The sequence below is a fragment of the Yokenella regensburgei genome, from assembly GCF_051486985.1.
GTDB lineage: Bacteria > Pseudomonadota > Gammaproteobacteria > Enterobacterales > Enterobacteriaceae > CBFFRJ01.
Map to the genome: position 1 here is coordinate 66,389 of NZ_JAHVDV010000022.1, position 25,841 is coordinate 92,229.

The following is a 25,841-nucleotide window of genomic DNA, read 5'->3' on the forward strand; positions in this document are numbered from 1 at the left end:
CCACAAAACATCTCAAAAGCGAGAAGGCGTTATTGTTGCGGCCCGTCTGAACGCGAACGACCGTTGCAAACGGGCAGATAACCTGGCCTTCTCAGGCTTTTTCCATCTCTTTTTCGATAAGCAGGATCAGGATATGAATCACTTTAATGTGAATTTCCTGGATGCGGTCAGCATAACCAAAATGCGGCACACGGATCTCGACATCCGCGCTGCCCGCCATTTTCCCACCGTCTTTCCCGGTCAGGGTGATGACTTTCATGCCCTGCGCGCGCGCCGCGTCAATCGCTTTAATAACGTTGGCCGAATTACCGGAGGTGGAGATCCCAAGCAGCACATCGCCCTGACGACCGACCGCTTCAACATAACGCGAGAAGACGTGATCGTAGCCAAAGTCGTTACTTACGCAGGAGAGATGGCTGACGTCAGAAATGGCGATACCCGGATAGCCAGGACGGTTCTCGCGGTAACGACCGGTTAACTCTTCGGCGAAGTGCATGGCATCGCAGTGTGAACCACCGTTACCACAGGAGAGCACTTTGCCGCCGGCTTTAAAGCTGTCTGCCAGCAGCACCGCCGCACGCTGGATAGCATGAATATTGGCGTCATCTTTGAGGAAGTTAGCCAGCGTCTCGGCGGCTTCGTTTAATTCGTTACGAATCAAATCCTGGTACATGAGGAGATCCTTCAGTAAGCAGTATGAATGTAAATTCTCGAGCGCAGTTTACCGGATAGGATCAGTAGCGAGAAGCTAAAGCCATACTTATCACCCGGTGTTTTCGTTATTCGTGCCACTATTCACCTCAACAATGTGAACCAGGTTGTAATTATTTTGTAAACGCATTGCTAAAAGAAATAACATCCACTAAAACCATATCATCACAAGTGGTCAGACCTCCTACAAGCCAGGGAGCTTTTCTCTATGATGATTTTGAGTCTTCTCGCAACAATCGTTCTGCTCGGGGTGCTGTTTTACCACCGGGTTAATTTGCTGCTCAGCAGCGCAATCCTGCTGGCATGGACTGCCCTTCTCGGTGCGTCCGGCCTGTGGTCAATCTGGGTACTGGTGCCGCTGGCCATTATCCTTGTGCCGTTCAACGTCACTTCAATGCGCAAATCACTGATTTCCTCCCCGGTGTTCCGTGGCTTCCGTAAAGTCATGCCGCCGATGTCCCGCACCGAAAAAGAAGCCATTGATGCGGGCACTACCTGGTGGGAAGGTGACCTGTTCCGTGGTAACCCGGACTGGAAAAAGCTGCATAACTACCCCCAACCGCGCCTCACGGCGGAAGAGCAGGCCTTTATTGATGATCCGGTAGAAGAAGCCTGCCGTATGGCAAATGACTTCCAGATAACCCATGAGATGGCGGATTTGCCACCGGAACTGTGGGCCTTCCTGAAAGAGCATCGCTTCTTCGCGATGATCATCAAAAAAGAGTACGGCGGGCTGGAATTCTCGGCCTATGCCCAGTCTCGCGTACTGCAAAAACTCTCCGGCGTCTCCGGCATTCTGGCTATTACCGTAGGGGTGCCGAACTCTTTAGGGCCGGGCGAACTGCTGCAACACTACGGCACGCAGGAGCAAAAAGATCATTATCTGCCGCGTCTGGCCCGTGGGCAGGAGATCCCCTGCTTCGCGCTGACCAGCCCGGAGGCCGGTTCTGATGCCGGTGCAATCCCGGATACCGGCGTCGTCTGTATGGGCGACTGGCAGGGTGAGCAGGTGCTGGGTATGCGCCTGACCTGGAACAAGCGTTACATTACGCTGGCACCTATCGCGACGGTGCTGGGACTGGCCTTTAAACTTTCCGACCCGGACAAACTGTTGGGCGGTGAGCAAGAGCTCGGCATTACCTGTGCTCTCATCCCTACCAGCACGCCTGGCGTGGAGATCGGTCGTCGTCACTTCCCGCTTAACGTGCCCTTCCAGAACGGCCCGACGCGCGGGCAGGATATCTTCGTGCCGATTGATTACATTATTGGCGGCCCGAAAATGGCCGGTCAGGGCTGGCGTATGCTGGTTGAATGTCTCTCGGTTGGCCGCGGCATTACGCTGCCGTCTAACTCAACAGGCGGCCTGAAATCTGTGGCACTGGGGATTGGTGCTTATGCCCATATCCGCCGTCAGTTCAAAGTGGCTATCGGCAAGATGGAAGGGATTGAAGAGCCGCTGGCGCGCATCGGGGGGAATGCTTATGTCATGGATGCCGCCGCGTCGCTTATCACCTACGGCATTATGCTCGGTGAAAAACCGGCGGTGCTCTCCGCTATCGTGAAGTATCACTGTACCCACCGGGGACAGCAATCCATCATTGATGCGATGGATATCGCAGGCGGGAAAGGCATCATGCTTGGTGAAGGTAACTTCCTTGCGCGTGCCTACCAGGGATCGCCTATCGCCATTACCGTCGAAGGGGCGAACATCCTGACCCGCAGCATGATGATCTTCGGTCAGGGGGCGATTCGTTGCCATCCCTATGTGCTTGAAGAGATGGCTGCCGCACAAACCAACGATGTGAATGCCTTTGATAGGCTGCTGTTTAAACACATTGGTCATGTCGGTAGCAACACCGTGCGCAGCTTCTGGCTGGGCCTGACTCGCGGGCTCTCCAGCGCCACGCCAACCCATGACGCCACCAAACGTTACTATCAGCATCTGAACCGCCTGAGTGCCAACCTGGCGTTGTTGTCTGACGTGTCGATGGCGGTGCTGGGCGGTAGCCTGAAGCGTCGTGAACGCATTTCGGCCCGTCTGGGTGACATTCTGAGCCAGACCTTCCTCGCCTCAGCCGTTCTGAAACGCTATGATGACGAAGGACGCAACGAGATGGATCTGCCGCTGGTGCACTGGGGCGTGCAGGATGCGCTCTATAAAGCTGAACAAGCGATAGATGATCTGCTGGCGAACTTCCCGAACCGCATTGTCGCGGGCCTGCTACGGGCGATGATTTTCCCTACCGGGCGTCACTACCTTGCGCCGTCCGATAATCTGGACCATCAGGTAGCGAAAATTCTGCAAACGCCGTGCGCGACCCGCTCGCGTATTGGTCGCGGTCAGTATCTGGCACCAAGCGAACATAACCCGGTCGGCCTGCTGGAAGAGGCACTGCTGGATGTGATGGCCGCTGACCCGATTCACCAGCGTATCTGTAAAGAGCTGGGGAAAAACCTGCCGTTTACACGTCTCGATGCGCTGGCAAAAGAGGCGCTGGCAGGCGGGCTTATCAATCAGGATGAAGCCGACATTCTGCATAAAGCCGAAATCAGCCGTCTGCGTAGCATCAATGTGGATGATTTTGAGCCGGAGGAGCTGGCCACACGGCCGGTAAAGCCTGCGGAAAACCTGCGTAAGCCACAGGCGGCTTGAAACCGCTGATGAACCCACACCCCGCCTCGTGCGGGGTTTTTTTATTCCCCCAGCCCCCCATTTTCTCATGCTACAGTGTAAAAATGCTGTTTCAGGAGAGCTTAATCATGCCGGGTTTTAAATTAACGTTACTACAACAACCGCTGGTCTGGATGGATGGTCCGGCGAACTTGCGCCACTTCGATCGTCAACTGGAAGAGATTACCGGGCGTGATGTCATCATCCTGCCAGAGATGTTTACCACGGGCTTTGCTATGGAAGCGGCAAAACAGTCTCTGCCTGAGCAGGATGTGGTGGCCTGGATGCAAGCCAAAGCCCGGCAGACCAATGCGCTGATTGCGGGCAGCGCCGCTCTGCAAAGCGAGCGCGGTGCGGTTAACCGTTTCCTGCTGGTCGAGCCTGAGGGTCAGGTTCATTTCTACGATAAGCGCCACCTCTTCCGCATGGCCGATGAGCATCATCACTACGAAGCCGGCAACGCGCGCGTGGTATTTGAATGGCGTGGCTGGCGTATCTTGCCACTGGTCTGTTATGACCTGCGTTTCCCGGTCTGGTCGCGCAATCGCAATGATTACGATCTGGCGCTGTATGTGGCCAACTGGCCAGCGCCGCGTTCACTGCACTGGCAGTCGTTGCTGGTGGCCCGTGCGATAGAAAACCAGGCGTATGTGGCCGGGTGTAATCGTGTGGGGACTGATGGTAACGGGCACCACTATCGTGGCGACAGCCGGGTGATTAACCCACAGGGTGAAGTCATTGCCACCGCTGAGCCGCATCAGGCGACGCGTATTGACGCCGAGCTGTCGCTGGCGTCGCTGAAAGAGTACCGCGAGAAGTTCCCCGCCTGGCAGGATGCTGATCCGTTTACGATCGGATGAGGTTTCCCCTCACCCTCACCCTCTCCCCATAGGGGCGAGGGGATCGATCGTGCTCGCATTTTTTTTGGGGATTCTTCAGCCCAGAGGGAGAGGGAACTGTAGTGTGCGGGCTGCCGCTTTTCTCCCTCTCGCTGTGGGTGAGGGCCTCAGACTGCACCGCACTCAGCCAGATTGCGCACCGCCGCACTGTAAGCCTGTAGCGCTTTTGCCACATCTTCTATCTGCACACGTTCAGCCGGGTGATGACTGATGCCTCTGTCGCAGCGCACAAACAGCATGGCCGATGGCCAGCGTTCGGCCATCGCGATGGCGTCATGCCCCGCTCCGCTTGGCAACAACAGCGCACGCCCCTGCACGGCGTTAACCGCCTCTGCCAGCATCTCGCGCAGTGCTGCATCACAGGGCGTGGCGGGAATCGAATAGAAAATCTCATGGCTGAAGGAGAGACCACGTTCAGCAGCAATGCCCTGTGCTTCGTCGAGCAACGCGGTCAGTAACACCTCGCGCCGCTCGTCATCAGGACTACGAATATCCAGCGTCAGCGTTACCGCACCTGGGATCACGTTCACCGCACCGGGTTCACATTGCAGTGTCCCGACCGTCGCTACCTGCTCAGGACCAGATTCCCGCGTTCTTTGCTCCACGACGGTCATCCAGTGCGCGGCGGCTGCCAGGGCATCCCGGCGATGACGCATCGGCACCGTCCCCGCATGTCCGGCCTCGCCGGTGAAACGACATGTCAGCCTGCGTGCGCCGTTAATGGCGGTGACCACGCCAAGCGGCAACGCTTCCTGCTCCAGCACTGGTCCCTGTTCAATGTGCAGCTCAAGGTAAGCGGAGAATGCTTCGGCGTTTCGCTCTGCTGTCGCCAGACGTGCCGGGTCCAGCCCGACGTTGACCATCGCCTGCGCCACGCTTATGCCCCGGGCATCCTGACATTCCAGCCAGCCCGCAGGCCAACTGCCGGTGAGGCCACGGCTACCCAGCAGGGTGATATTAAACCGCGTGCCTTCTTCATCGGCAAAGCCGACAATTTCCACGGCCTGCGCGCCACGCAGATCCTGCCGATGGAGACTGTCTACCACCTCAATTGCGGCCAGCACTCCGAGCATGCCATCATAGCGCCCGGCATTACGCACGGTGTCGAGATGCGAACCCAGCAGCACGGCAGGTGCGCCGTCGCAAGCGGCCTCGTAGCGCCCGCAGATATTACCCACCGCATCCTGCCAGGTGAGCATGCCTGCCTCTTCCATCCACCGCGCCACTAACGCGTTGGCGCGCATATGCTCCGGGGAAAGGTACACGCGAGTGAGCAGGCCTGGCGTTTCACTGATGTCGGCCAGCGCATCACAACGCGCCATCACCCGCTGCGCGGCGCGCTCAGCCTCCTCGGCGGTCATCATCACACGGCCCCTTCGTAGACGTTCCATGCCGCCTGCATCCCTTCACCCTGCACGGTACAAAAGCCGAGGCGATTGAGCACCGCTTCAAGTGCGGTCAGGGTTTGCAGTACGCAGTCTTTGCGGGCGTTGTAGCCCATAGTACCGATGCGCCAGATTTTGCCCTGTAGCGGGCCAAACGACGTCCCAATCTCAATGTGGAAATCGTCCAGCAGGCGCTTACGCACCTCTTCGCCGTGAACAGCAGACGGGATAACCACGCCGAGCACGTTGTTCATTTTGTGGCGAATGTCGCCGAACACGTCAAGGCCCATACCCTGGATACCGGCCAGCAGAGCGCGACCATGCAGCGCGTGGCGGGCAATCAGCGCGTCCATCCCCTCTTCCAGCATAATGCGGGCGCATTCGCGGGCGGCAAAAAGCATGCTGGTAGCTTCGGTGTGGTGGTTCAGACGCTCCGGCCCCCAGTAGTCCATCACCATGCCGAGATCGAAATAGTTCGAGTAGATCATCTCGTCATCGCCGTCGTGATGAGTGTCGGTACGGATCCCCTGCTCGACACATTTGCGGGCGCGGATCGCCGCTTCCATTTGCGGGCTGAGCGTAATGGGAGCGCTACCGGATGGTCCACCCAGGCATTTTTGTAGCCCGGCTGAAACCGCATCCAGCCCCCAGGCATCCGTTTCCAGCACGTTTCCACCCAGCGACGCGGTCGCATCGGTGTAGAAGAGCACGTCATAGCGACGGCAAATATCGCCGAGCTGTTCAAGCGGTTGCAGCATGGTGGTAGAGGTATCGCCCTGCACCGTTAATAGCAGGCGTGGTTTCACTTTTTTGATGGCATCTTCAATGTGATCCGGGGTAAAGACCTCGCCCCACGGCACCTCGATGGTGTGGACTTCGGCGCGGCAGCGACGGGCGATTTCACATAACAGATGCCCGAAACGCCCAAAGACCGGCACCAGCACTTTATCACCGGGGCGGATAGCAGAGACAAGCACGGCTTCGATCCCGGCACGCGAGGTGCCATCCACCAGCATCGTCCAGCGGTTCCGGGTGCGGAAAACGCCACGGTAGAGATCCATCACTTCATTCATGTAGCCGGTCATTACCGGATCATATTGCCCTACCAGCTGGCTTGCCATAGCGCGCAGAACACGTGGATCAGCATTGATCGGACCAGGCCCCATCAGCAGGCGGTGCGGCGGGTTTATCTGCAAAGAGTGCTGTGAATCAAACATAGACGCGTCCTTTGGTATACAAAAGCGGTTATCGTGAAACAAAAAGTTCTTTAAATTATTTTCTGCAACTAATGTGCCACACGCGCAGGAGTGATACCAGCCTGAGGATCAAGGGTGATCGCGCTTTTTATCTGCCGGTTACTCGCCCTCTGTTGCGCCAGAAAGCGGCACCGGCCAGGTGCAACGGCACCATTGCGGTGCGCTAGCGCTGTTCCAGTTCATCGAGCGTTGTATACAATGCGGAAATCTGGTGGATGCGCTGACGCCCTTGCGACAGGGCATGATGAAGCAACGCATTGGCCAGCAGATTCACCAGACTCATGGCCCCGCTATAGCTATCAAAGGCAGAGACGCTGTCAAGCGGCACGCCCAGGTGCCAACGAGCCAGGCTGTTGATGCCAGCGGCCTGCGGCTCGCTGATGGCGACAACCGGCACCCCCTGCTGTTGCAGCGCCTCAAGTACCGGACGGATCACCCGTGGCCGACGCCGGAAGGCCACCACGACCACCAGATCCGCTGGGGTGATATCCACCAGCTCTTCCGCCAGCGTCTGTCCTGGCTGAGGCATAACGTAGACCTGCCCACGGCTTTGCATCAGCTGCTGGCGCAGATGTAGCGCAACCGGGGCGCTGTTACGCAGGCCGAGTATAAACACCCGCCGCGCCTCCCCCAGGGCTTGCACCACTTCGCTAAATTGCCCGGCATTCAGGGCATTAACCCAGTGCGTGAGGTTTGCCATCTCCTGTTTGTAGTGACGTGCCAGCAGCGTATTGCCCTGAACCGCGTCGCGGTTATCAGTAAGCGGCATCCCGCTCTGGCGCAGGGTGCGTAGCTCGTCGCGCATCGCTTTGAAACGATCATAACCCAGCCGCCTGAACAGACGGCTAACGGTGGCCTTTGATACCCCGCTCAGGCGCGCCAGCTCCGCGCTGTTATAACTCACCAGATCGTCAAAATGATCCATGATGAATGCGGCAACCCGTTGTTCCTGTGGTGATAATTCGCTGTAACACTCGCGCAAGCGCGCATCTAACTGCTGCATAGCCCCTCCTGCAACTTTCGTTTCATTCTAAGCTGACATAGTGAATCACTTACCGTCAATCTGGAACGGCTCTTGCTTAACTCTCTCACTGAACCGAATAAGAGAGCGTGACGATGCAAAGTAATATGGCCCCATCCGGAATGGCCGTAACGCCCCACCATCTTGCCAGCGAGTCGGCATTATCGGTGCTGCGCCACGGCGGCGACGCCATTGAAGCGATGGTGGCCGCTGCCTCTACCATTGCGGTGGTCTACCCTCACATGAACGGGATCGGCGGCGATGGGTTCTGGCTTATCGTTCCACCGGAAGGAGAACCCCTGGCAATTGACGCCAGCGGCGCCGCCGGGCAGCAGGCAACACCCGATTTATATGCCGGGCATGCACATATTCCGCATCGTGGCCCGCTGGCGGCGCTCACTGTGCCGGGCACGCTCAGCGGCTGGGATGAGGCGCTTAAGGTTTCCGTTTCCCTCGGCGGCGGGCAGTTGCCGCTGTCGCGCCTGCTGGCGGATGCTATTCGGTACGCCAGTGACGGTATCCCGGTCACCCACTCTCAGGCCCATGCCACGCAAAGCAAATACCCTGAACTGGTCGATATTCCCGGTTTTGCCGATACCTTTCTGGTAGAAGGTAACGTGCCGCAGACGGGCAGCCGTTTTTACCAGCCGCAGCTGGCCCGCACTCTTACGCGGCTCGCTACCGACGGGCTGGACAGTTTTTATCGCGGGCCCCTCGCAGAAGAGCTTGCCGCCGGGATGCGTAAACTCGGCGTGCCGCTGACCGCAGCTGATTTCGCGGCGCACCGTGCTCACCGCCGCGTGCCGCTACGCCTGGCCCATAGTCTGGGTGAGGTTTTCAATATGACGCCGCCGACGCAGGGACTGGTCTCGCTGGCGATCCTTGGCATTACCGACTTTCTGGGGATGGCGCAGGCCACCGAAGTTCAGACCATCCATCGCATTGTGGAGGCCACTAAAAAAGCCTTCGGCCTGCGTGACCGCTACATCACCGATCCTCGTCATGTCACCCTGCCGGTGCAAAGCCTGCTGGAGCAGGCCCCACTGGAAACCCTGGCCGCCGGCATTGATGACTCCCGCGCTGCGACCTGGGGCAAAGGCAAAGGCCCCGGCGATACCGTCTGGATGGGCGTGGTGGATAAAAACGGGCTGGCGGTGTCGTTTATCCAGAGTATTTACCATGAGTTTGGCAGCGGCGTCGTGCTGCCGGAAAGCGGCGTCCTGCTGCAGAACCGGGGAGCGGCCTTTAGCCTCGACCCGGATCACCTGCTCACCCTGATGCCAGGCAAACAGCCTTTCCATACTCTGAACCCCGCCGCCGCACGCCTGAAAGATGGCCGCACTATGGTCTACGGCACCATGGGGGGCGACGGTCAGCCGCAAACCCAGGCCGCCATTTTTACCCGCCATGTAATACAGAACATGCCTTTGCAGCAGGCGGTCAGTGCCCCGCGCTGGCTGCTGGGACGCACCTGGGGTCAGGCCACCGACAGCCTGAAGCTTGAGGGCGGGTTCAGCGAAGAGACCTGTAACGCCCTGATGGCGCTCGGGCACGATGTCGAGCGGCTGCCGGGCCTGAGTGAAGCGACCGGCCATGCCGGGGCCATTGTCCGCCATCCTGATGGCATGCTTGAAGGCGCATTCGATCCACGCAGTAACGGCAGTGCCGCTGGTTTTTAAGGAACAAACATGAGTGAGACGACGTTTGACTGGCCGACCTATATCCGGCTGATGGAACAACTGCTGGCAGTGCCGCTGGATGATGACCGCCGTGCTGAGCTGGAGGTACAACTGACGCGCGTCGCCGCAATGGCGGCACCGCTAATGGCCTTTCCTCTGCCGCATCGGCAGGAAGGGGCGGGAGAGTATCGACTATGACGCTGTCCATACAGGAAATTCAGCAAGGGCTGCGGGCGAAAATCTTCAGCGCCCGTGAACTGGCGCAGCAGTCGCTGGCACATATTGAGCGGGATAATCCACTTATCAACGCCTTTACGGGAGTGACCGGCACGCGCATGTTGCGTGAAGCCGCAGAGACTGATGCCCGTCTGGCACGGGGGGATGTACTCCCCCCGCTGGCTGGGGTGCCCTATGCTGTCAAAAATTTGTTTGATGTGGAGGGCGTGACGACCCTTGTCGGGGCGAAACTGTTCAGTACCCGACCACCGGCGCTGCAAGATGCCTTTGCCCTGCGTAAGCTCAGGCAGGCGGGGGCGATGCTGGCCGGCACGCTGAATATGGATGCGTATGCTTACGGTTTTACCACTGAAAACAGCCATTATGGAGCAACCCGCAACCCACGAGACACCTCACGGGTCGCAGGCGGTTCGTCCGGTGGCTCAGCGGCTGCTGTGGCGGCCGGAATGGTGAATTTTTCCCTCGGTACGGACACGAATGGTTCTGTGCGTGTCCCCGCCTCGCTGTGCGGCATTCTGGGGCTTAAGCCTACCTTCGGGTGTTTATCCCGCTCAGGCAGCCACCCGTTTGTCGCCAGTCTGGATCATATCGGGCCGCTGGCGCGTAGCGTAGGGGATCTGGCCTGCGTGTACGATGCCCTGCAAGGCCATGATGCTGAAGACAACTGGCAGTCAGCGCAGCCCCTTGCTGCTACCGTTCCCGTGCTGGCAGAGAAAAGGCCGTTGCGAGCCGCGGTACTGGAGGGGTATTTTTCGACCTGGTGCGATGCGGATGCCCGCCAGGCCGTCTGCACCGTCGCGCGGGCGCTGGGCGCTGGGCGCTGGGCAGACGCTGACGTTACCGGAGGCGGAACTGGCCCGCAATGCGGCGTTTTTGCTTTCTGCCGCCGAAGGCGGAAACCACTATCTACCCGCACTGCGCACCGAGGCTGCGCAATTTGAGCCACACTCACGTGAACGTCTGCTCGCCGGCGCCATGACCCCTTCAGCCTGGTACACCCAGGCCCAGCGTTTTCGCGCCTGGTTTCGAGATACCACTCTGCCGCTGTTTGAGGAGGTCGATCTGCTGCTGGCGCCCGCCACACCGTGTAGCGCCACCCCTGTCGGCGTGCAGACTATGCGCATCAATAATACCGACCTGCCGGTTAAAGCCAACATGGGTATGCTGACACAGCCGGTTTCGTTTCTGGGCCTGCCGGTGGTGACGGTGCCAGTAACCACCACCTCGGGGTTACCCATTGGCGTACAAATAATTGCCGCCCCCTGGCAGGAGTCGCGCTGTTTACAGGCCGCCTGGCGACTGGAGCAGGCGGGCATTCTTTACTCACAGGAAGCATGATGAACAAAGAACATATTGACCGCCCCGCCGTGTTGAATGACGTCACCGCCGCATTTTACCGCTACGAGCAGGCGCTGATTACGAATGATGTGGAGGTGCTCGATGAGCTGTTCTGGGCCGATACCCGCACGGTGCGCTATGGAGCAACGGAAAATCTCTACGGCATCGAGGCGATTCGGGAATTTCGTAATGCGCGTCCGGCGGCCGGGCTCGACAGGCTACTGCGCAATACCACAATCACCACCTTCGGCGAGGATATGGCGGTGGCGAGCACCGAGTTTACCTGGGAGAACAGCGAGCGCGTGGGTCGCCAGATGCAGACCTGGGTAAAGTTTCCCTACGGCTGGCGCATTGTGGCGGCGCATGTGAGTTTGATGGGGTAAGACGGATTTATCCCCTCACCCTAACCCTCTCCCCAAAGGGGCGAGGGGATTGATCGAGCAAAATCAGGCGGTTGGGCCGATCTTCACCCAAAGGGACGAAAGGATTGATCGAGCAAAATCAGGCGGTTGGGCTGATCTTCACCCAGAGGGACGAAAGGATAGATCGGGCGAAATCAGGCGGTTGGGCTGATCTTCACCCAGAGGGACCAAAGGATCCATCGGGCGAAATCAGGCGGTTGGGATGATCTTCACCCAGAGGGACGAAAGGATCGATCGAGCGAAATCCGGTGGTTGGGCTGTTCTGCACTTTCTGACATCCGTGCACCGGATCGCCTCTCTCCCTCTCCCTTCCAGGGAGAGGGCCGGGGTGAGGGTCAAAAATCATACCGCAGTATAAGGATGCACCTTCATCCAGTGCTCAGCGATATCCTGGCGGCGGCAGATCCAAACCCCTTTATGCCCTTGCACATAGTCAAGAAAACGCTGTAACGCTCTGAATCTTCCGGGACGCCCCAGCAGACGACAATGCATGCCCACCGACATCATCTTTGGTGCGGTTTCTCCCTCTTCGTAGAGCACATCAAAACTGTCTTTCAGATAGGTATAAAACTGCTCCGCGGTGTTAAACCCCTGTGCGGTGGCGAAGCGCATGTCGTTGGCATCGAGGGTATAAGGCACTATCAGATGCGGCTTTTGATCGACCGTGGTCCAGAAGGGCAGATCGTCACCGTAGTAGTCACTGTCATACAGCAGACCGCCCTGCTCTACCACCAGCTTACGGGTGTTAGGGCTATCACGTCCGGTGTACCAACCGAGCGGCGTGGTGCCGAACAGGGTGGTCAGGATCTCCAGCGCCTGTTGCATATGCTGACGCTCGGTCCGGATATCAAGATTCTGATAGTGGATCCAGCGCCAGCCGTGGCTGACCACATCGTAATCCGCTGCGCTGATGGCCTCTACGATGGCAGGATTGCGCGCCAGCGCCATCGCCACCCCAAATACCGTGAGCGGCAAACCGCGCTTGCGGAATTCATTGTGGATGCGCCAGAACCCGGCCCGTGAGCCATATTCATATAGCGAATCCATCGACATATGCACCGCCGGGTAACTGGCGGCGCCAATGATGTCTGACAGAAACTGCTCAGAACCGGCGTCACCATGCAACACATGGTTCTCACCGCCCTCTTCGAAATTAAGGACAAACTGTACGGCAATACGCGCCCCGCCGGGCCACTGCGCATGGGGAGGGTTTCCGGCGTACCCTGCCAGATCGCGCGGGTAGTTCGCGTTAAAGTGCCAGTGTGGCTTGTCCGTTGTCACATGCATGCTGATTCGACCTCTGTTTGGGGCCGCACTCAGCTCAGCATTTCAAAGCATCCTGAGAGCGGCTTTTTATTGGGATACGCGAGGTCGCCATATTTACTGGTGCCAAGCCCCAGCCCGATGAGAGACTCCACCATCTTCACCGCCGCCGTGACGCCGTCGATGACCGGTATGCCAAGCTCCCGTGTCAGCTCCTGCGCCAGGTTCGCCATACCACCGCAACCGAGAACAATCGCACCGCTATTGTCTTCCCGTCTGGCTTGTATACAACGCTCGCGTACCTTTTGTTGAGCAAGACCCGTGCCATCTTCCAGTGCCAGTACCGGTAAATCGATCGCATGCAGCGCCGCGCAGTGGTGTTCAAAACCGTACTGCTGCAGTAAATGACGGGCGATAATCAGCGTGCGCGGCAGCGTGGTGACAATAGAAAAGCGTGTCGCCACCAGGGTAGCCACATGCATTGCCGCTTCTGCTATACCCACCACTGGCCCGCTTGCCACTTCGCGTGCGGCCAGCAAACCCGGATCGCCAAAGCAGGCAATGATATGCCCCTGCGCTCCCTGGGCTTTGCCATGCTTTATCTGTTCCAGTACGCCAATAGCAGCGATGGCTTCATCAAAATGACCCTCAATAGATTCCACCCCCTGCGTCGGGCAGCTCGCCAGAATAGTGGTGCCAGGCGCCGCGACGCTGCGGGCCGCACTGGCAATGGTGTGGGTCATCTCCGGGCTGGTATTCGGATTAATAACTTGTATACAGAGGGACGTCATGACTGTTCTCCTGCTGCGCCAAACAGACGCGCAAAGTCGGGAAGGACCTCCCCCCCACGCTCAAAGCTGAGGCTGGAGACAATGTGATCAAAGTGATGCGACAGGGCGTGCGTGAGCGCCGTTAGCTCTTTTTTACGCAGCAGTTCAATAAGCCTGTCATGATCATCACAGCGGCATCCCTGCTGCCAGGGCGCGCCCCAGGCAGCGATTACCAGCGAAGAGCGCTGGGCAAGCGTAGTAACGATATCCGTCACCACGGCATTACCTGAGATAGCCTGCAGCTGAATGTGGAACGCCGCAGAGTGGCGGATCGCTGCAGCACCGTCGTGCTTATGATGCGCCTCTTCTTCCTGAACGATAATTTTCTCCAGTCCCGCCAGGTGCGGCGGCTGTAAATGTGCCAGTACCTGCGGCAGGTTGGCGCATTCGATCATTTTGCGGGTGGCAAAGATTGAGGTGGACTCTTCGATATCAGGTTTTGCAACAAATGCACCACGTCTGGGCGTGAGGGTGATCATTTGCACCGTAGCAAGGCGTGTTAACACTTTACGGATCCCGGTGCGGCTGACGCCAAATACCTCCGCCAGGGCCTCTTCAGGGAGTTTACTGCCCGGCGGTAGCTGATGCTCAACAATGGCCGTCAGCAACGACTGCCAGATGAAATGTTCTTTGTCTTCCAGATCTGCTGGGGCCTGAAGCCCCGCCTGCTGCTTCATTCTGAAATTCCTTGGTTATGTTTTACTTATCTTTTTGTATACATCATTAATCTATTTTGTATACATGAAATTAAAAACTGGCCTGGTTCATGCAACTCATGATGGCAGACATAACGTCGCTATCTGTATTCAGAGGAGCAGATTCCATGCCAAATCTCGAACCAACTTATAAAGACAGCTATAGCCCAAGACTCACTAACAATGACCTCGCCCCCACGCGCGATCAGAACTGGACGTGGTACAACATCTTCTCTTTCTGGATGTCAGATGTGCATAGCATGGGCGGCTACGTGGTGGCCGCGAGCTTCTTCGCCCTGGGCCTTGCCAGCTGGCAGGTGCTGCTCTGCCTGTTGCTGGGGATCTGCATTGTGCAGTTGTGCGCCAACCTGGTCGCCAGACCCAGCCAGATGGCTGGCGTACCTTATGCGGTTATCTGCCGTCAGGCATTTGGCGTATTTGGGGCCAATATTCCGGCCGTGATTCGTGGCCTGATAGCGTTCGCCTGGTATGGCATACAAACCTATCTGGCAGCCAACGCCCTGATGCTGGTGGCGTTAAAATTCTGGCCGGGTTTAGCGCCAATGACCGAGGGCCATTTTCTCGGCCTGTCATATCTGGGGTGGATCTGCTTTGGCATTATGTGGGTGCTGCAGGCGCTGGTGTTCTGGCACGGGATGAGCGCCATCAAGCGCTTTATTGATGTCGCAGGTCCGGCGGTCTATGTAGTGATGCTGGCGCTGGCGGTGTGGATTTTGTCGCAAACCGGTTTTGATGGCATCTCTTTTACCCTTGCCAGCAAAGCCCTGACCACCGGCGAGCAGGCCTGGCAGATGCTCACCGCTACCGCACTGGTGGTCTCCTACTTCTCCGGCCCGCTGCTCAACTTTGGCGATTTTTCTCGTTACGGTAAAAGCATGTCGGAAATCCGCCGGGGTAACCGCTGGGGCCTGCCGTTTAACTTCCTGCTCTTTTCTATCGTCACGGTGGTGATCGTCTCCGGTACGCAGTCGCTGTTCGGTAAGATGATCACCGATCCTATCGAAACGGTAAGCCACGTGGGCAACAGCCTGGCAATGGCGATCGGGTTGCTGACCATGATCATCGCCACCATTGGTATCAACATCGTGGCGAACTTTGTCTCGCCGGCATTCGATTTTTCTAACTGCTCGCCCCAGAAAATTAGCTTCCGCACCGGCGGGATGATAGCCGCAGTGGGTTCCGTGTTGCTGACGCCGTGGAACCTCTTCCAGTCACCGGAATTAATTCATTACACGCTGGATGTACTGGGTTCCTTTATCGGACCGTTATTCGGCATCCTGCTGGCAGATTTCTATCTGATTAAACGTGGGAAGGTGTTTGTCGACGATCTGTTTACCGTCTCACCGACCGGGCGTTACTGGTATAAAAATGGCATTAACCCGAAAGCCGTTGCCGCCCTCATTCCTTCGGTTGCTGCGTGCCTGATCATTAGCTTTATTCCGTCGATGCATGAACTGGCGAACTTTAGCTGGTTTATTGGCGTCTTCCTCGGCGGCGTCAGCTACCGCTGGATCGCACGCCACGAGCGTGAAGGGGTAAGCGAAGGGTTTGTGCCGCGCCGGGCCACGGTGAAAGAGTAAAGGCCAAAAGGCCCGGACAGGCGTCCGGGCCTGAGAGAGGTGAGTGTGATTGTGCATGCAATATAAATTATCTATGGTTGAGCCATAAAATGCATAAATGCATGCTGTTGTGCCGCATGAAGCATAAAAATATAAAAGCGCAAATAATAAATAAATAAAATTATCAGTAAATTATAGTTAGCCTGCAAAATGCCCCCAGCGCGGGTCAAAGCTAAACAATTGGAATGCTCAATGAGATTTAGTACACTTCCCCCCTGAGCCAAAGGGTACACCACGACTATTCCCCAGGCGTATTTATTGAAGCACAAAATATTCATGCAAATTATGAATGAGCCCTTATCTTAAAAGGAACGCTGAATATGGACATTCTGCTTCGTTGCTTTTTTGTATCTACTCTCTTTTTTAGCACTGCCGTATTCGCCGGTATTAAGCTTGATAAAACGCGGCTTATCTATCCTGCCGAAAAAAAGGAAGTGCTTTTAGGTATTACTAATAATGCTCCGACCCCTCGCTTAATTCAGGCATGGATTGATGATGGTGGCGCGGTCAGCAGAGAAAAGCCGGGCGCCACCCCTTTTCTCATCGTTCCTCCTATTTTCCGCATTGATCCCGCTTATGGGCGCAAACTGCGCGTGCGCTTTGTTGGCCCTGCGCTCCCCCAGGATCGTGAATCGGTTTTCTGGATCAACCTTCTTGAGCTGCAGCCCAAACCCACCGGGAATGCTCACTCCGGCCAGAATAACGTACAAATTTCAGTACGCTCACGATTAAAACTGTTTTACCGCCCTCAAGGGTTGCAGGGAACCCCTGATAAAGCCGTCTCCGCCCTGCGCTGGAGAAGGGTAGCGGTCGAAGGAGGCTATGCGCTGGAGTGCGAAAACCCTTCAGCCTGGAATATCTCTTTTAACGACCTTCACCTGTATGCAAAAGAAGAGCGCCCTATAAAGCCGATACGTGGTATGTGTCCGGCAAAGGGAAAAAAACAGTTTTCCGTGCCGCTTACAGCGCAGGCGGATGTCAGGAAAATAGTCATGACTACGATTAACGACTATGGCGGATTTGAGCGGCATGAAGCCTCTTTCAGCCTGTAAGGTCACGCACGCTTTATCTTGTGGGCACGTCAGCATGCCTGAGGGAAAACACGCTTTTTTACTGGCATTAACCTGTGGCCTGTTGATTGCCAGCCTGCAAAGCCGGGCCGGGTGTGAATTTAAACCCGGTAACTCCGTTGCCATTAATACCCTGTCACTTGCCGATGTATCGATTCCTCTTCCCCATAATGCTCCCCCCGGAACAGCATTGGGCAGCAAAATTGCCGTGCCTAATGGGTCGACTACCATCACTCGCTGTACACCCAACGCTGACAACTATTACTACATGATGCTGGCTCTGGTTTCTCCGGGGACAGAAACCTCGATCCCGAAGGTCTATCCGACGAACCTGCCCGGCATTGGGGTCAAAATCTGGTCTGAATTCAGAGGCACATATGAGCTCAGCGATCAGTTAAATACTCCCACGGCATGGTATGAGACGCTCAGCTCTACGGGGGTTGCAACGGATGTTGCGCGAGGAATTAAAAGCGTTTATCTGCAATATTATGTGACAGGTCCGGTTACGCCAGGAGAAGTAAACCTTGATACGGAACTGGTCGCGTGGGGCAATTCTTATATATCGACGGTGGCTGAAGGTTTGACCTATGCCAGGATGACAATAAAGGGTAAAGCGACTTTTGATTACACGGGCTGCGAAACACCGAATATCACCGTTAACCTGAATAAACATAAAAGCCAGGCGTTCCCCACCGTGGGGTCCACCAGTGCGTCAACCGCGTTTAATTTCACCATGAATGATTGCCCGAAGAATTTAAATTCGGTGAGTTATACTTTTAAACCCGCGCCGGGGATATATCTGGCTGGCACTGGCACCAGCAGGTATCTGACGCTGACTGCCGATTCGGGCGCGACCGGCGTCGGCATTCAAATGCTTTATAACGATGAAACGCTGGTGCCTTTTAACACAAAAATAGAATACCTGGATTATGTTCAGGCGACAGGCGGTAGTTACATTATTCCGATGAAGGCACGCTATATCCGCACCGGAACTATTACCGGCGGCACCGCTAATTCAGCAGTAGAATTTGAGATGGATTATGAATAACTGCACGGGCTGGAAAAGCAAAAAACCGCATCGTTTTGCAACGCTGCGGTTTTTTTACTTATCAGACGTCAGAAACATCTGAACAAAATGTTGGCGGAACGGACGGGACTCGAACCCGCGACCCCCTGCGTGACAGGCAGGTATTCTAACCGACTGAACTACCGCTCCGCGATGTTCCCGTTGGGGAACGAGGCGCATATTACGTATTGTGTTCAGGGCCGTCAACGCTTTTTCTGAGGATTTGCATCGTTTGCTGCAAAAATCACCCAACGGTCTATTTTTCCGACATAAGTGAAGAGGTTACGCGCGCCAGAGGCAGCTTCCGCCTTTTTTCTGCACGAGGTCAAGACGCGACTCATGGTCCACCAGTTCGTTGTCACTGGCTAAAATGACCTTTAACTTACTTGCCTGGCGGACAACGCGCTGAATGCCCCCCACATCACCCTGCTGTTGCCCTTCTCCCTCCATCGAAAATGACATCAGGGTTTGCCCGCCGGTCATGGCAAGGTAGACATCCGCCAGAATCTGGGAGTCAAGTAACGCGCCGTGAAGGGTACGTTTGCTGTTGTCTATTTCATAGCGGGAGCAGAGCGCGTCCAGACTGTTACGTTTGCCCGGAAACATCTTACGGGCAAGGGCGAGGCTGTCCGTCACCTTACAGAAGGAGCTGGTCTTCGGTATATCGCGATTTAACTTGCTGAACTCGTAGTCGAGAAAGCCGATATCGAACGATGCGTTATGAATAATAAGTTCAGCACCACGGATATATTCAATAAAATCGTCTGCAATGTCCCCGAAAAGGGGCTTATCGAGCAAAAACTCATCGGCTATACCGTGTACGCCAAAGGCCTCTGGATCAATGAGACGATCGGGTTTGAGGTAAATATGGTAATTGTTGCCCGTCAGGCGACGGTTGATCACCTCAACGGCGCCAATCTCAATGACTTTATGCCCTTCATAGTGGGCACCGATTTGGTTCATACCGGTGGTTTCGGTATCAAGAACGATCTGGCGTGTAATTGCAGTGCTCATAGCGGTCATTTATGTCAGACTTATCGTTTTACATATCGATTTCTAATACAGGAAGTCTACCAGAGATGCTTAAGCAGGTAGAAATTTTCACCGATGGTTCTTGTCTGGGTAATCCAGGACCTGGTGGGTATGGCGCGATTTTACGTTATCGCGGTAAGGAAAAGTTGTTCAGCACGGGTTATCGACTCACGACCAATAACCGTATGGAGCTGATGGCAGCGATCGTCGCGCTTGAGGCGCTAAAAGAACATTGTGAAGTGATCCTCAGTACTGACAGTCAGTACGTTCGTCAGGGGATAACCCAGTGGATCCATAACTGGAAAAAGCGCGGCTGGAAAACAGCGGAGAAAAAGCCGGTCAAGAATGTGGATCTCTGGCAGCGCCTGGATAAAGCCCTGGGTCAGCATCAGATACGCTGGGAGTGGGTCAAAGGACATGCGGGCCACCCGGAAAATGAGCGTTGCGATGAGCTGGCACGCGCGGCGGCAATGCACCCGACGCAGGATGACGTCGGGTATCAGACGGAAGGTCAGGGCTGACGTGTTTGCCGCGTCGCTCCCACCGGCTGGCGCACCTGGGAGGTGTTACGGCGTCTTTTCATCGGCGTTGGCGTAAGCGGTATTGTCCGCTTACGTGCAACAATTAACTGCATGCAGCCCAGTGCCGGCAAGTGAGTGCCCAGCAACCTGCCGCCCTGCTTTGTCCAGGGGAGGACATGAAAGCGGCTGTAATGCAGTACCTCAAAGTTTAACAACGACAGCCAGTCTATCTGGCGCATCAGAGTAAACATACGGCTGCTGACGGAAGGAGAACGGCGGATAAATGGCACCATCTTCCCTGCCCCCAGTAAACTCACGGGGTTAAAACCGCTAATAACCAGCCAACCATCATCGATCAAAACGCGATCCACCTCCTGTAAAAGACGGTGGGGATCCGGGCACCAGGGCAGTCCATGTGCCACCAGGCAAGCATCAACAGATTTTGCCGCAAACGGCAGATGCAAAGGATCTGCACGAACATGGGCAGGTTCGCCAGTGAGGGAAACATTAACCTGATGGGAAATAGCGCAACTTTCGGCATTGATTTCCGCGCTGAGATTGCCAATCTTAAGCAGGTGAAAGCCATACATCTTTGCAAACCACGGCTTAAGTTCCTTTTCCAGCGCTTCGCGATAATAACCGCCTCTGGGCAGTTCGGCCCAATGCGTTGGTGCTTTGTATTTTCGGGGAGTCCTTGCCGGCTTCATCACGACCTTCCGCTACGCTTTGAGAGGTATTTATGAATCTTACCAGTATTCCCGCTTTTCAGGACAACTACATCTGGGTGTTGAGCCACGATGATGGACGCTGCCTGATTGTTGATCCAGGCGAAGCCGCGCCCGTGCTGCAAGCCATTGAAGAGAATGGCTGGCAGCCACAGGCTATCCTGTTGACACATCATCATAATGACCATGTTGGCGGGGTGAAGACCCTTCTGAGTAAATTCCCGGATATGGTGGTATACGGCCCGGCTGAAACAGAAAACAAAGGAACCAACAACATTGTTGGGGAGGGCGATGAGATTCAGATCCTTGAGCACTCCTTCCGCGTTTTTCATACGCCAGGTCACACTTTAGGACATATCTGTTACTTTAGCGCTCCTTATCTGTTTTGTGGCGATACGATGTTTTCAGGCGGCTGTGGAAGGCTCTTTGAAGGCACAGCAGATCAGATGTTTGACTCATTCTGCAAAATTAATGCGCTTCCCGACGATACGCTTATTTGTTGCGCACATGAGTATACTTTAGGGAATATTAAGTTTGCGCTGAGCCTCATGCCAGAAGATCCTGACCTTAAGGAATATTATCGAAAAGTTAATGAGTTACGTGCAAAAAATCAAAAAACACTCCCTACAACTCTGAAAAATGAACGCCGTATTAATGTTTTTTTACGCACGCAAGATAATGATTTAATTAAGGTAATAAACAGAGAAACAAATATGCAACAACCTAATGCCCGTTTTGCCTGGTTAAGGTCAAAGAAAGATAACTTCTGACAATTGCGGGTTGCCTTTTTAAAACTTCGCCGTTATGATCGCTCGTCTTTTAAGCAACTATTGACACACACATGAAGGCAAAAGCGATATTATTCGCCTCTGTCCTGCTTGTGGGGTGCCAGGCGTCTCAGCACGATGGTACCGTACAACAGCACGCACAGAGCCTTTCTGCAGCTGGTCAAGGGGAAGCAGGGAAGTTTACAAGTCAGGCCCGGTGGATGGATGATGGAACCTTATCCGGGCAGGAACAAGACTTGTGGGCCTCCATAAGCGACGAGCTAAAGATGGGAATTCCGGAAAATAACCGGATTCGCGAGCAGAAACAGAAGTATTTAAGAAATAAGAGCTATCTCCACGATGTAACTTTACGGGCAGAGCCGTATATGTACTGGATAGCAGGGCAAGTTAAAAAACGTAACATGCCTATGGAACTGGTACTACTACCCATAGTGGAGAGCGCTTTTGACCCACATGCGACGTCTGGTCGTAATGCCGCCGGCATTTGGCAGATCATACCGAGCACGGGTCGTAATTATGGTTTGAAACAGACCCGCAGCTATGACGCGCGTCGTGACGTGGTGGCCTCTACAACCGCCGCGCTCGATATGATGCAGCGTTTGAATCGCATGTTTGATGGCGACTGGTTATTAACGGTTGCTGCCTATAACAGCGGTGAGGGCCGTGTACTGAAGGCAATGAAAGCGAATAAAGCGCGGGGTAAACCCACGGATTTCTGGTCGCTTTCACTGCCACAGGAAACCAAAATTTACGTGCCAAAAATGCTGGCGTTGAGTGACATTCTCAAGAACAGCAAGCAGTACGGTGTCATCCTGCCATCATCGGATGAGAGCCGTGCGCTGGCGAGAGTCAGACTGAGCAGTCCTGTAGAGGTTGGTCAACTGGCAGACATGGCCGGTATTTCGGTGAGCAAGCTTAAGACCTTTAACGCTGGCGTTAAGGGATCAACCTTAGGTGCAAGCGGGCCGCAATATGTAATGGTCCCGCAGAAACACGCCGATCAGTTGCGTGAGTCTCTGGCCTCCGGTGAAATTGCTGCCGTTCAGCCAACGCTGGTTGCGGATAACACGCCTTTGAGCAGCCGCAGCTACAAGGTTCGCTCAGGTGATACCTTATCCGGCATCGCTGCACGCCTCGGGGTTACATCGAAAGATCTCCAGCAATGGAACCGTCTTCGTGGAGCCAGCCTGAAGGTAGGTCAGAATCTGACGGTCGGAGCGGGTACAAGCGCACAGCGCCTCGCCAGTAACGCTGACAGCATCACCTACCGCGTGCGTAAGGGTGATTCGCTCTCCAGCATTGCAAAACGTCACGGTGTTAATATCCGCGATGTGATGCGCTGGAATAGCGATACTGCGAACCTGCAGCCTGGCGATCAGCTAACGTTGTTTGTGAGCAATAACAGCTCGCCAGACTCCTGATAACCAGGTAAGAAAAATAAAGGCACCGTTTCCCCCGGTGCCTTTTTTATTATGCAACCTTTTGCGCTTCGGCCATGATAGTGTCGCTGGTAAAAGACCCCTCTTCCGATAATTCGAAATAGCGCTTCACCTCCTCAGAGGCACTTTGCTGATACATTCTGATGGCGTCACTCAGTATCTGCGGCGTGCGCATACGCGCAATCCAGGTGCTGAATTCCAGTGTCAGACGGTCAGTGACGAGGTGACGTGTTGTCAGTCCGGCATCATTTAACAGATTCAGCCATTCGCCGCTTGAATAGTTGCGTACATGTGAAGTGTCACGCAGCGCTTCTACTGTCTGCAGCCAGACATCACGCACAGGATGCCCAGGAGACATGATGTCCATAATGATGAAGATGCCGCCGGGTTTGAGAACACGTCGCACTTCACGCAAGGCCTGCCCGACATCGTGCCAGTGATGTGCTGAGTAGCGACTGATCACCACATCAAAAGACTCCGGGTCAAAGGGCAGCGCCTCAGCATAGCCCTGGCGCGTCGTAATATTGCTCAGACCTTTCTCTTTGGCCGCCGCAGCCACTACTTCCAGCATCTGGCTGGAGAGATCGTAAGCCGTTACCTGCGCCGTCTCGCCCGCCGCCACAAAACTGGCATGCCCTGCGCCGCATCCCATATCCAGAACATGCGCATGAGGGAATGCATGAAGACGTTCGCCAAGACGCTGCAAGTCGCGTCCAAAAGCATGTACCGCGCTGGTTAAATAGGCACTGGCCTGGTCACCAAACTGTTTTTCGACATTGTCATGATGAGAGCCTTTAATCATTGTGCTGTCCTTATTGAGTGGGAAGAAAGGGCAGCACCAGAATGTTCGGCCTGCCCGACGGCAGACCTGACACACCATTATTGATCAGGCTTGCCGGGAGTGAATTCAACGAGTAGTGGATTGTGGTCGGAGGCGCGAGTCACCAGTACAGAAGCTTCCTGCACGTTTAAACCGCGATAGAACACAAAATCCAGAGGACGGCCAAACGCCCGGCGGCGATTGTCATCCGTAAAGCGAACCTGACGCAGAGACATCTCTCTTGAAAACCGATAGAGCGCATTCATTCGCGGGCGGCTCCAGGCGTTGAAGTCACCTGCCATAATGACCGGCCCGACATGACGCAAAATTTGATCGCCAATGGGCAGCAGCTGTTTACTGTAGACATCGACCCCAAGGCTGAAATTTACTGCGTGTACGTTCACTACCATCAAATTACGCCTGTCCGGCAGCGGGTATACCGTCACCAGGGCAGATTTAGCCAGACGTAAAATGGGTTCGCGCTCACGCAATGGGCAGCAGTAAATAGGATGAGCAGAAGAAAGCGTCATCACACCTGAAGGGTGCTGAGGTAAAACAAACGCAGGCACCTGATCGGCGGCAAGATAGTTAGTGGTCGCAAACTTTACCAGTTCAGGTGTTGTTTGCGCTTCCTGTAACAGTACCAGGTGAGCATCTTTACCGAAATTTTGCAGTACCGATAACCACTCCGCACGTTGTTGTTTAAAAATATTCCATACCAGTACACGGATGTTATCTTCGCTACTCAGAGGTAACCCAGCGGGCAGCGCCTTGCCAATAGTTGCGAATGACCCAGGCGGCATAATGCGCTCCGCAGGCTGACCGGCAACGTATCTCATGGCATAGGTGTTCTTCGGCACTTTCAGATTCTGACCTCTTCACTAAATCTCCATTACATGGAGTTGTCATTCAGTTATAGGGATTTTAGCGCAGAGTTTCAACGTTGATTGTCAGAAAAGAGCCAGTTTGAAGTTAGTAAGTGCTCATTAGCCTATGTAAAGTAACAACCACTATGGAAAAGTGATTTAATAGCACAATCGATATAATATCTTTTTATTTTTGCCGCAGGTGCAACAATGAAAGCCAGCTCTGAAGAACTCACTATATTCGTTGCCGTCGTTGAAAGCGGGAGTTTCAGCCGGGCAGCTGAACGACTCGGCCAGGCAAACTCGGCGGTCAGTCGGGCGGTAAAAAAACTGGAAAATAAACTGGGCGTCAATCTTCTGAACCGAACGACACGCCAGCTCAGCCTCACCGAAGAAGGCGAACGTTACTTTCGCCGGGTTCAGGGTGTACTGCAGGAGATGGCAGCAGCCGAAACCGAAATTATGGAGGCGAAATTAACGCCGCGGGGTACGTTGCGCATTGATGCAGCCACGCCTGTGATGCTGCATTTTTTGCTGCCACTGATTAAGCCATTCCGCGAACGCTATCCGGAGATTTCCCTCTCTCTGGTCTCAAGTGAAACCTTTATCAACCTGATCGAACGTAAAGTTGATGTCGCCATCCGTGTCGGTAAACTCACCGATTCCAGCTTGCGCGCTCGCCCTCTTTTTAAGAGTTACCGTAAAATCATTGCTTCCCCGGACTATCTGGCCCACGCCGGAATGCCTGCAACAGTGGCGGATCTTAAAAACCACATATGTCTTGGATTCACTGAACCCGCATCACTGAATACCTGGCCTGTTGCATCCAGTGATGGTCAGTTGTACGAGACAGAGTGTGGTATGACATCCAATAGCGGCGAGACGCTTAAACATCTTTGTATGAGCGGCAACGGTATCGCCTGTTTATCGGATTATATGATTAATAAAGAGCTTATGAGCGGAGAGCTGGTGGAGGTGCTGGCTGACAGGCGGCTTCCCGTTGAGATGCCATTCAGTGCCGTTTATTACAGTGACAGAGCCGTCAGTACCCGGATTCGGGCCTTTATTGATTTCGTGAGCGAATTCTCGCCTCCCTGCTCTTGATGCTCATTTACTGACTTCTTTTCTCATACCGGAAAATTAAACGCAAAAAAAAAACCGCATCTCATATGAGATGCGGCTCTTAAATAAGTGGCGGAACGGACGGGACTCGAACCCGCGACCCCCTGCGTGACAGGCAGGTATTCTAACCGACTGAACTACCGCTCCACCGAATTTTTCTACAACCGCCGGTTTATTGCCCCGGTTTACTGCTTAATTTGATGCCTGGCAGTTCCCTACTCTCGCATGGGGAGACCCCACACTACCATCGGCGCTACGGCGTTTCACTTCTGAGTTCGGCATGGGGTCAGGTGGGACCACCGCGCTAGTGCCGCCAGGCAAATTCTTTGTGCTCTGTACGCAATC

The 25,841-nt window shown here is 55.1% G+C and carries 22 protein-coding genes, 2 tRNA genes, 1 rRNA gene and 2 pseudogenes; 13 read left to right on the top strand and 14 right to left on the bottom strand.

Annotated elements, in window-relative coordinates; translation table 11 throughout:
- Window positions 1-91 precede the first annotated feature (91 nt).
- Window positions 92-673, bottom strand: a complete 582-nt coding sequence (lpcA, locus tag KXR87_RS15765; protein ID WP_437433164.1) for a D-sedoheptulose 7-phosphate isomerase — start codon at window positions 671-673, stop codon at window positions 92-94.
- Between the two features lie 246 nt (window positions 674-919).
- Here lpcA and fadE point away from each other — a divergent pair, with 246 nt between their 5' ends.
- Together fadE and KXR87_RS15775 are read left to right on the top strand one after the other, a co-directional pair.
- Complete coding sequence (gene fadE / locus KXR87_RS15770) at window positions 920-3,364, top strand: acyl-CoA dehydrogenase FadE (protein ID WP_437433165.1); 2,445 nt, start codon at window positions 920-922, stop codon at window positions 3,362-3,364.
- Window positions 3,365-3,471: 107 nt separating this feature from the next.
- Complete coding sequence (locus KXR87_RS15775) at window positions 3,472-4,242, top strand: amidohydrolase (protein WP_437433166.1); 771 nt, start codon at window positions 3,472-3,474, stop codon at window positions 4,240-4,242.
- Window positions 4,243-4,388: 146 nt separating this feature from the next.
- Here the strand turns inward: KXR87_RS15775 and hpxK are convergent, their stop codons facing one another.
- The 3 genes from hpxK to KXR87_RS15790 form a co-directional block, all read right to left on the bottom strand.
- Window positions 4,389-5,645: an allantoate amidohydrolase gene (gene hpxK, locus KXR87_RS15780; RefSeq protein ID WP_437433167.1), complete on the bottom strand. Its 1,257-nt coding sequence runs from the start codon at window positions 5,643-5,645 to the stop codon at window positions 4,389-4,391.
- On the bottom strand, window positions 5,645-6,883 hold the full coding sequence (locus tag KXR87_RS15785; RefSeq protein ID WP_437433168.1) for a pyridoxal-phosphate-dependent aminotransferase family protein: 1,239 nt from the start codon (window positions 6,881-6,883) through the stop codon (window positions 5,645-5,647). The genes hpxK and KXR87_RS15785 overlap by 1 nt, the downstream gene beginning before the upstream one ends.
- Window positions 6,884-7,085: 202 nt before the next feature.
- The gene (locus tag KXR87_RS15790; protein WP_437433169.1) at window positions 7,086-7,925 is read right to left on the bottom strand and encodes a MurR/RpiR family transcriptional regulator; all 840 of its coding nucleotides are present in this window, start codon (window positions 7,923-7,925) and stop codon (window positions 7,086-7,088) included.
- A 113-nt stretch (window positions 7,926-8,038) separates the two neighbouring features.
- On the opposite strand from KXR87_RS15790, the gene KXR87_RS15795 reads away from it, so the two are divergent.
- From KXR87_RS15795 to hpxZ, 4 genes and pseudogenes are all read left to right on the top strand, one after another.
- On the top strand, window positions 8,039-9,622 hold the full coding sequence (locus tag KXR87_RS15795; protein WP_437433170.1) for a gamma-glutamyltransferase family protein: 1,584 nt from the start codon (window positions 8,039-8,041) through the stop codon (window positions 9,620-9,622).
- Window positions 9,623-9,631: 9 nt separating this feature from the next.
- Window positions 9,632-9,820 (top strand): oxalurate catabolism protein HpxX, encoded by a 189-nt coding sequence (gene hpxX / locus KXR87_RS15800; protein WP_437433171.1) that lies wholly within the window; start codon window positions 9,632-9,634, stop codon window positions 9,818-9,820.
- A pseudogene (locus KXR87_RS15805) lies at window positions 9,817-11,197 on the top strand (AtzE family amidohydrolase). The gene hpxX and the pseudogene KXR87_RS15805 overlap by 4 nt, the downstream one beginning before the upstream one ends.
- Window positions 11,197-11,580: an oxalurate catabolism protein HpxZ gene (gene hpxZ / locus KXR87_RS15810; RefSeq protein WP_437433186.1), complete on the top strand. Its 384-nt coding sequence runs from the start codon at window positions 11,197-11,199 to the stop codon at window positions 11,578-11,580. The pseudogene KXR87_RS15805 and the gene hpxZ overlap by 1 nt, the downstream one beginning before the upstream one ends.
- 381 nt (window positions 11,581-11,961) lie before the next feature.
- On the opposite strand, the gene puuE is transcribed toward hpxZ, so the two are convergent.
- The 3 genes from puuE to KXR87_RS15825 are packed head-to-tail and all read right to left on the bottom strand — an operon-like array spanning window position 11,962 to window position 14,389.
- Window positions 11,962-12,906, bottom strand: coding sequence for an allantoinase PuuE (gene puuE, locus KXR87_RS15815; protein ID WP_437433172.1), 945 nt, complete (start codon window positions 12,904-12,906; stop codon window positions 11,962-11,964).
- A 29-nt stretch (window positions 12,907-12,935) separates the two neighbouring features.
- A complete protein-coding gene (locus KXR87_RS15820; RefSeq protein WP_437433173.1) occupies window positions 12,936-13,673 on the bottom strand; it encodes an aspartate/glutamate racemase family protein in 738 nt (245 codons plus the stop codon).
- On the bottom strand, window positions 13,670-14,389 hold the full coding sequence (locus KXR87_RS15825; protein ID WP_437433174.1) for a GntR family transcriptional regulator: 720 nt from the start codon (window positions 14,387-14,389) through the stop codon (window positions 13,670-13,672). The genes KXR87_RS15820 and KXR87_RS15825 overlap by 4 nt, the downstream gene beginning before the upstream one ends.
- 146 nt (window positions 14,390-14,535) lie before the next feature.
- Between KXR87_RS15825 and KXR87_RS15830 the strand changes: the two genes are divergently transcribed.
- The 3 genes from KXR87_RS15830 to KXR87_RS15840 all read left to right on the top strand — a co-directional run bounded on the left by KXR87_RS15830 (window position 14,536) and on the right by KXR87_RS15840 (window position 18,165).
- Entirely contained in the window at window positions 14,536-16,008 is a 1,473-nt protein-coding gene (locus KXR87_RS15830) for an NCS1 family nucleobase:cation symporter-1 (RefSeq protein WP_437433175.1), read from the top strand.
- A gap of 359 nt (window positions 16,009-16,367) precedes the next feature.
- Entirely contained in the window at window positions 16,368-17,099 is a 732-nt protein-coding gene (locus KXR87_RS15835; protein WP_437433176.1) for a fimbrial biogenesis chaperone, read from the top strand.
- An 82-nt stretch (window positions 17,100-17,181) separates the two neighbouring features.
- Window positions 17,182-18,165, top strand: coding sequence for a fimbrial protein (locus KXR87_RS15840; RefSeq protein WP_437433177.1), 984 nt, complete (start codon window positions 17,182-17,184; stop codon window positions 18,163-18,165).
- A 91-nt stretch (window positions 18,166-18,256) separates the two neighbouring features.
- Here the strand turns inward: KXR87_RS15840 and KXR87_RS15845 are convergent.
- Both KXR87_RS15845 and dnaQ read right to left on the bottom strand, forming a co-directional pair.
- A tRNA-Asp gene (locus tag KXR87_RS15845) sits at window positions 18,257-18,333 on the bottom strand.
- Window positions 18,334-18,465: 132 nt separating this feature from the next.
- A complete protein-coding gene (gene dnaQ / locus KXR87_RS15850) occupies window positions 18,466-19,197 on the bottom strand; it encodes a DNA polymerase III subunit epsilon (protein ID WP_437433178.1) in 732 nt (243 codons plus the stop codon).
- Here dnaQ and rnhA point away from each other — a divergent pair.
- Window positions 19,151-19,736 (top strand): annotated as a pseudogene (rnhA, locus tag KXR87_RS15855) (ribonuclease HI). The gene dnaQ and the pseudogene rnhA overlap by 47 nt on opposite strands.
- On the opposite strand, the gene KXR87_RS15860 reads toward rnhA, so the two are convergent.
- Window positions 19,727-20,443, bottom strand: a complete 717-nt coding sequence (locus KXR87_RS15860; protein WP_437433179.1) for a class I SAM-dependent methyltransferase — start codon at window positions 20,441-20,443, stop codon at window positions 19,727-19,729. The pseudogene rnhA and the gene KXR87_RS15860 overlap by 10 nt on opposite strands.
- A 32-nt stretch (window positions 20,444-20,475) precedes the next feature.
- Between KXR87_RS15860 and gloB the strand changes: the two genes are divergently transcribed.
- Complete coding sequence (gloB, locus tag KXR87_RS15865) at window positions 20,476-21,231, top strand: hydroxyacylglutathione hydrolase (RefSeq protein ID WP_437433180.1); 756 nt, start codon at window positions 20,476-20,478, stop codon at window positions 21,229-21,231.
- Window positions 21,232-21,302: 71 nt separating this feature from the next.
- Complete coding sequence (gene mltD, locus KXR87_RS15870; protein ID WP_437433181.1) at window positions 21,303-22,670, top strand: murein transglycosylase D; 1,368 nt, start codon at window positions 21,303-21,305, stop codon at window positions 22,668-22,670.
- A gap of 49 nt (window positions 22,671-22,719) precedes the next feature.
- Here the strand turns inward: mltD and KXR87_RS15875 are convergent, their stop codons facing one another.
- Both KXR87_RS15875 and KXR87_RS15880 read right to left on the bottom strand, forming a co-directional pair.
- The gene (locus KXR87_RS15875) at window positions 22,720-23,490 is read right to left on the bottom strand and encodes a class I SAM-dependent methyltransferase (RefSeq protein WP_437433182.1); all 771 of its coding nucleotides are present in this window, start codon (window positions 23,488-23,490) and stop codon (window positions 22,720-22,722) included.
- Window positions 23,491-23,567: 77 nt separating this feature from the next.
- Window positions 23,568-24,368: an endonuclease/exonuclease/phosphatase family protein gene (locus KXR87_RS15880; RefSeq protein WP_437433183.1), complete on the bottom strand. Its 801-nt coding sequence runs from the start codon at window positions 24,366-24,368 to the stop codon at window positions 23,568-23,570.
- 216 nt (window positions 24,369-24,584) lie between these two features.
- Between KXR87_RS15880 and yafC the strand changes: the two genes are divergently transcribed.
- Window positions 24,585-25,478, top strand: a complete 894-nt coding sequence (gene yafC / locus KXR87_RS15885; protein WP_437433184.1) for a DNA-binding transcriptional regulator YafC — start codon at window positions 24,585-24,587, stop codon at window positions 25,476-25,478.
- An 88-nt stretch (window positions 25,479-25,566) separates the two neighbouring features.
- Here yafC and KXR87_RS15890 read toward each other — a convergent pair.
- Both KXR87_RS15890 and rrf read right to left on the bottom strand, forming a co-directional pair.
- Window positions 25,567-25,643 (bottom strand) — tRNA-Asp (locus KXR87_RS15890).
- 55 nt (window positions 25,644-25,698) lie between these two features.
- Window positions 25,699-25,814 (bottom strand): 5S ribosomal RNA (rrf, locus tag KXR87_RS15895).
- Window positions 25,815-25,841 lie beyond the last annotated feature (27 nt).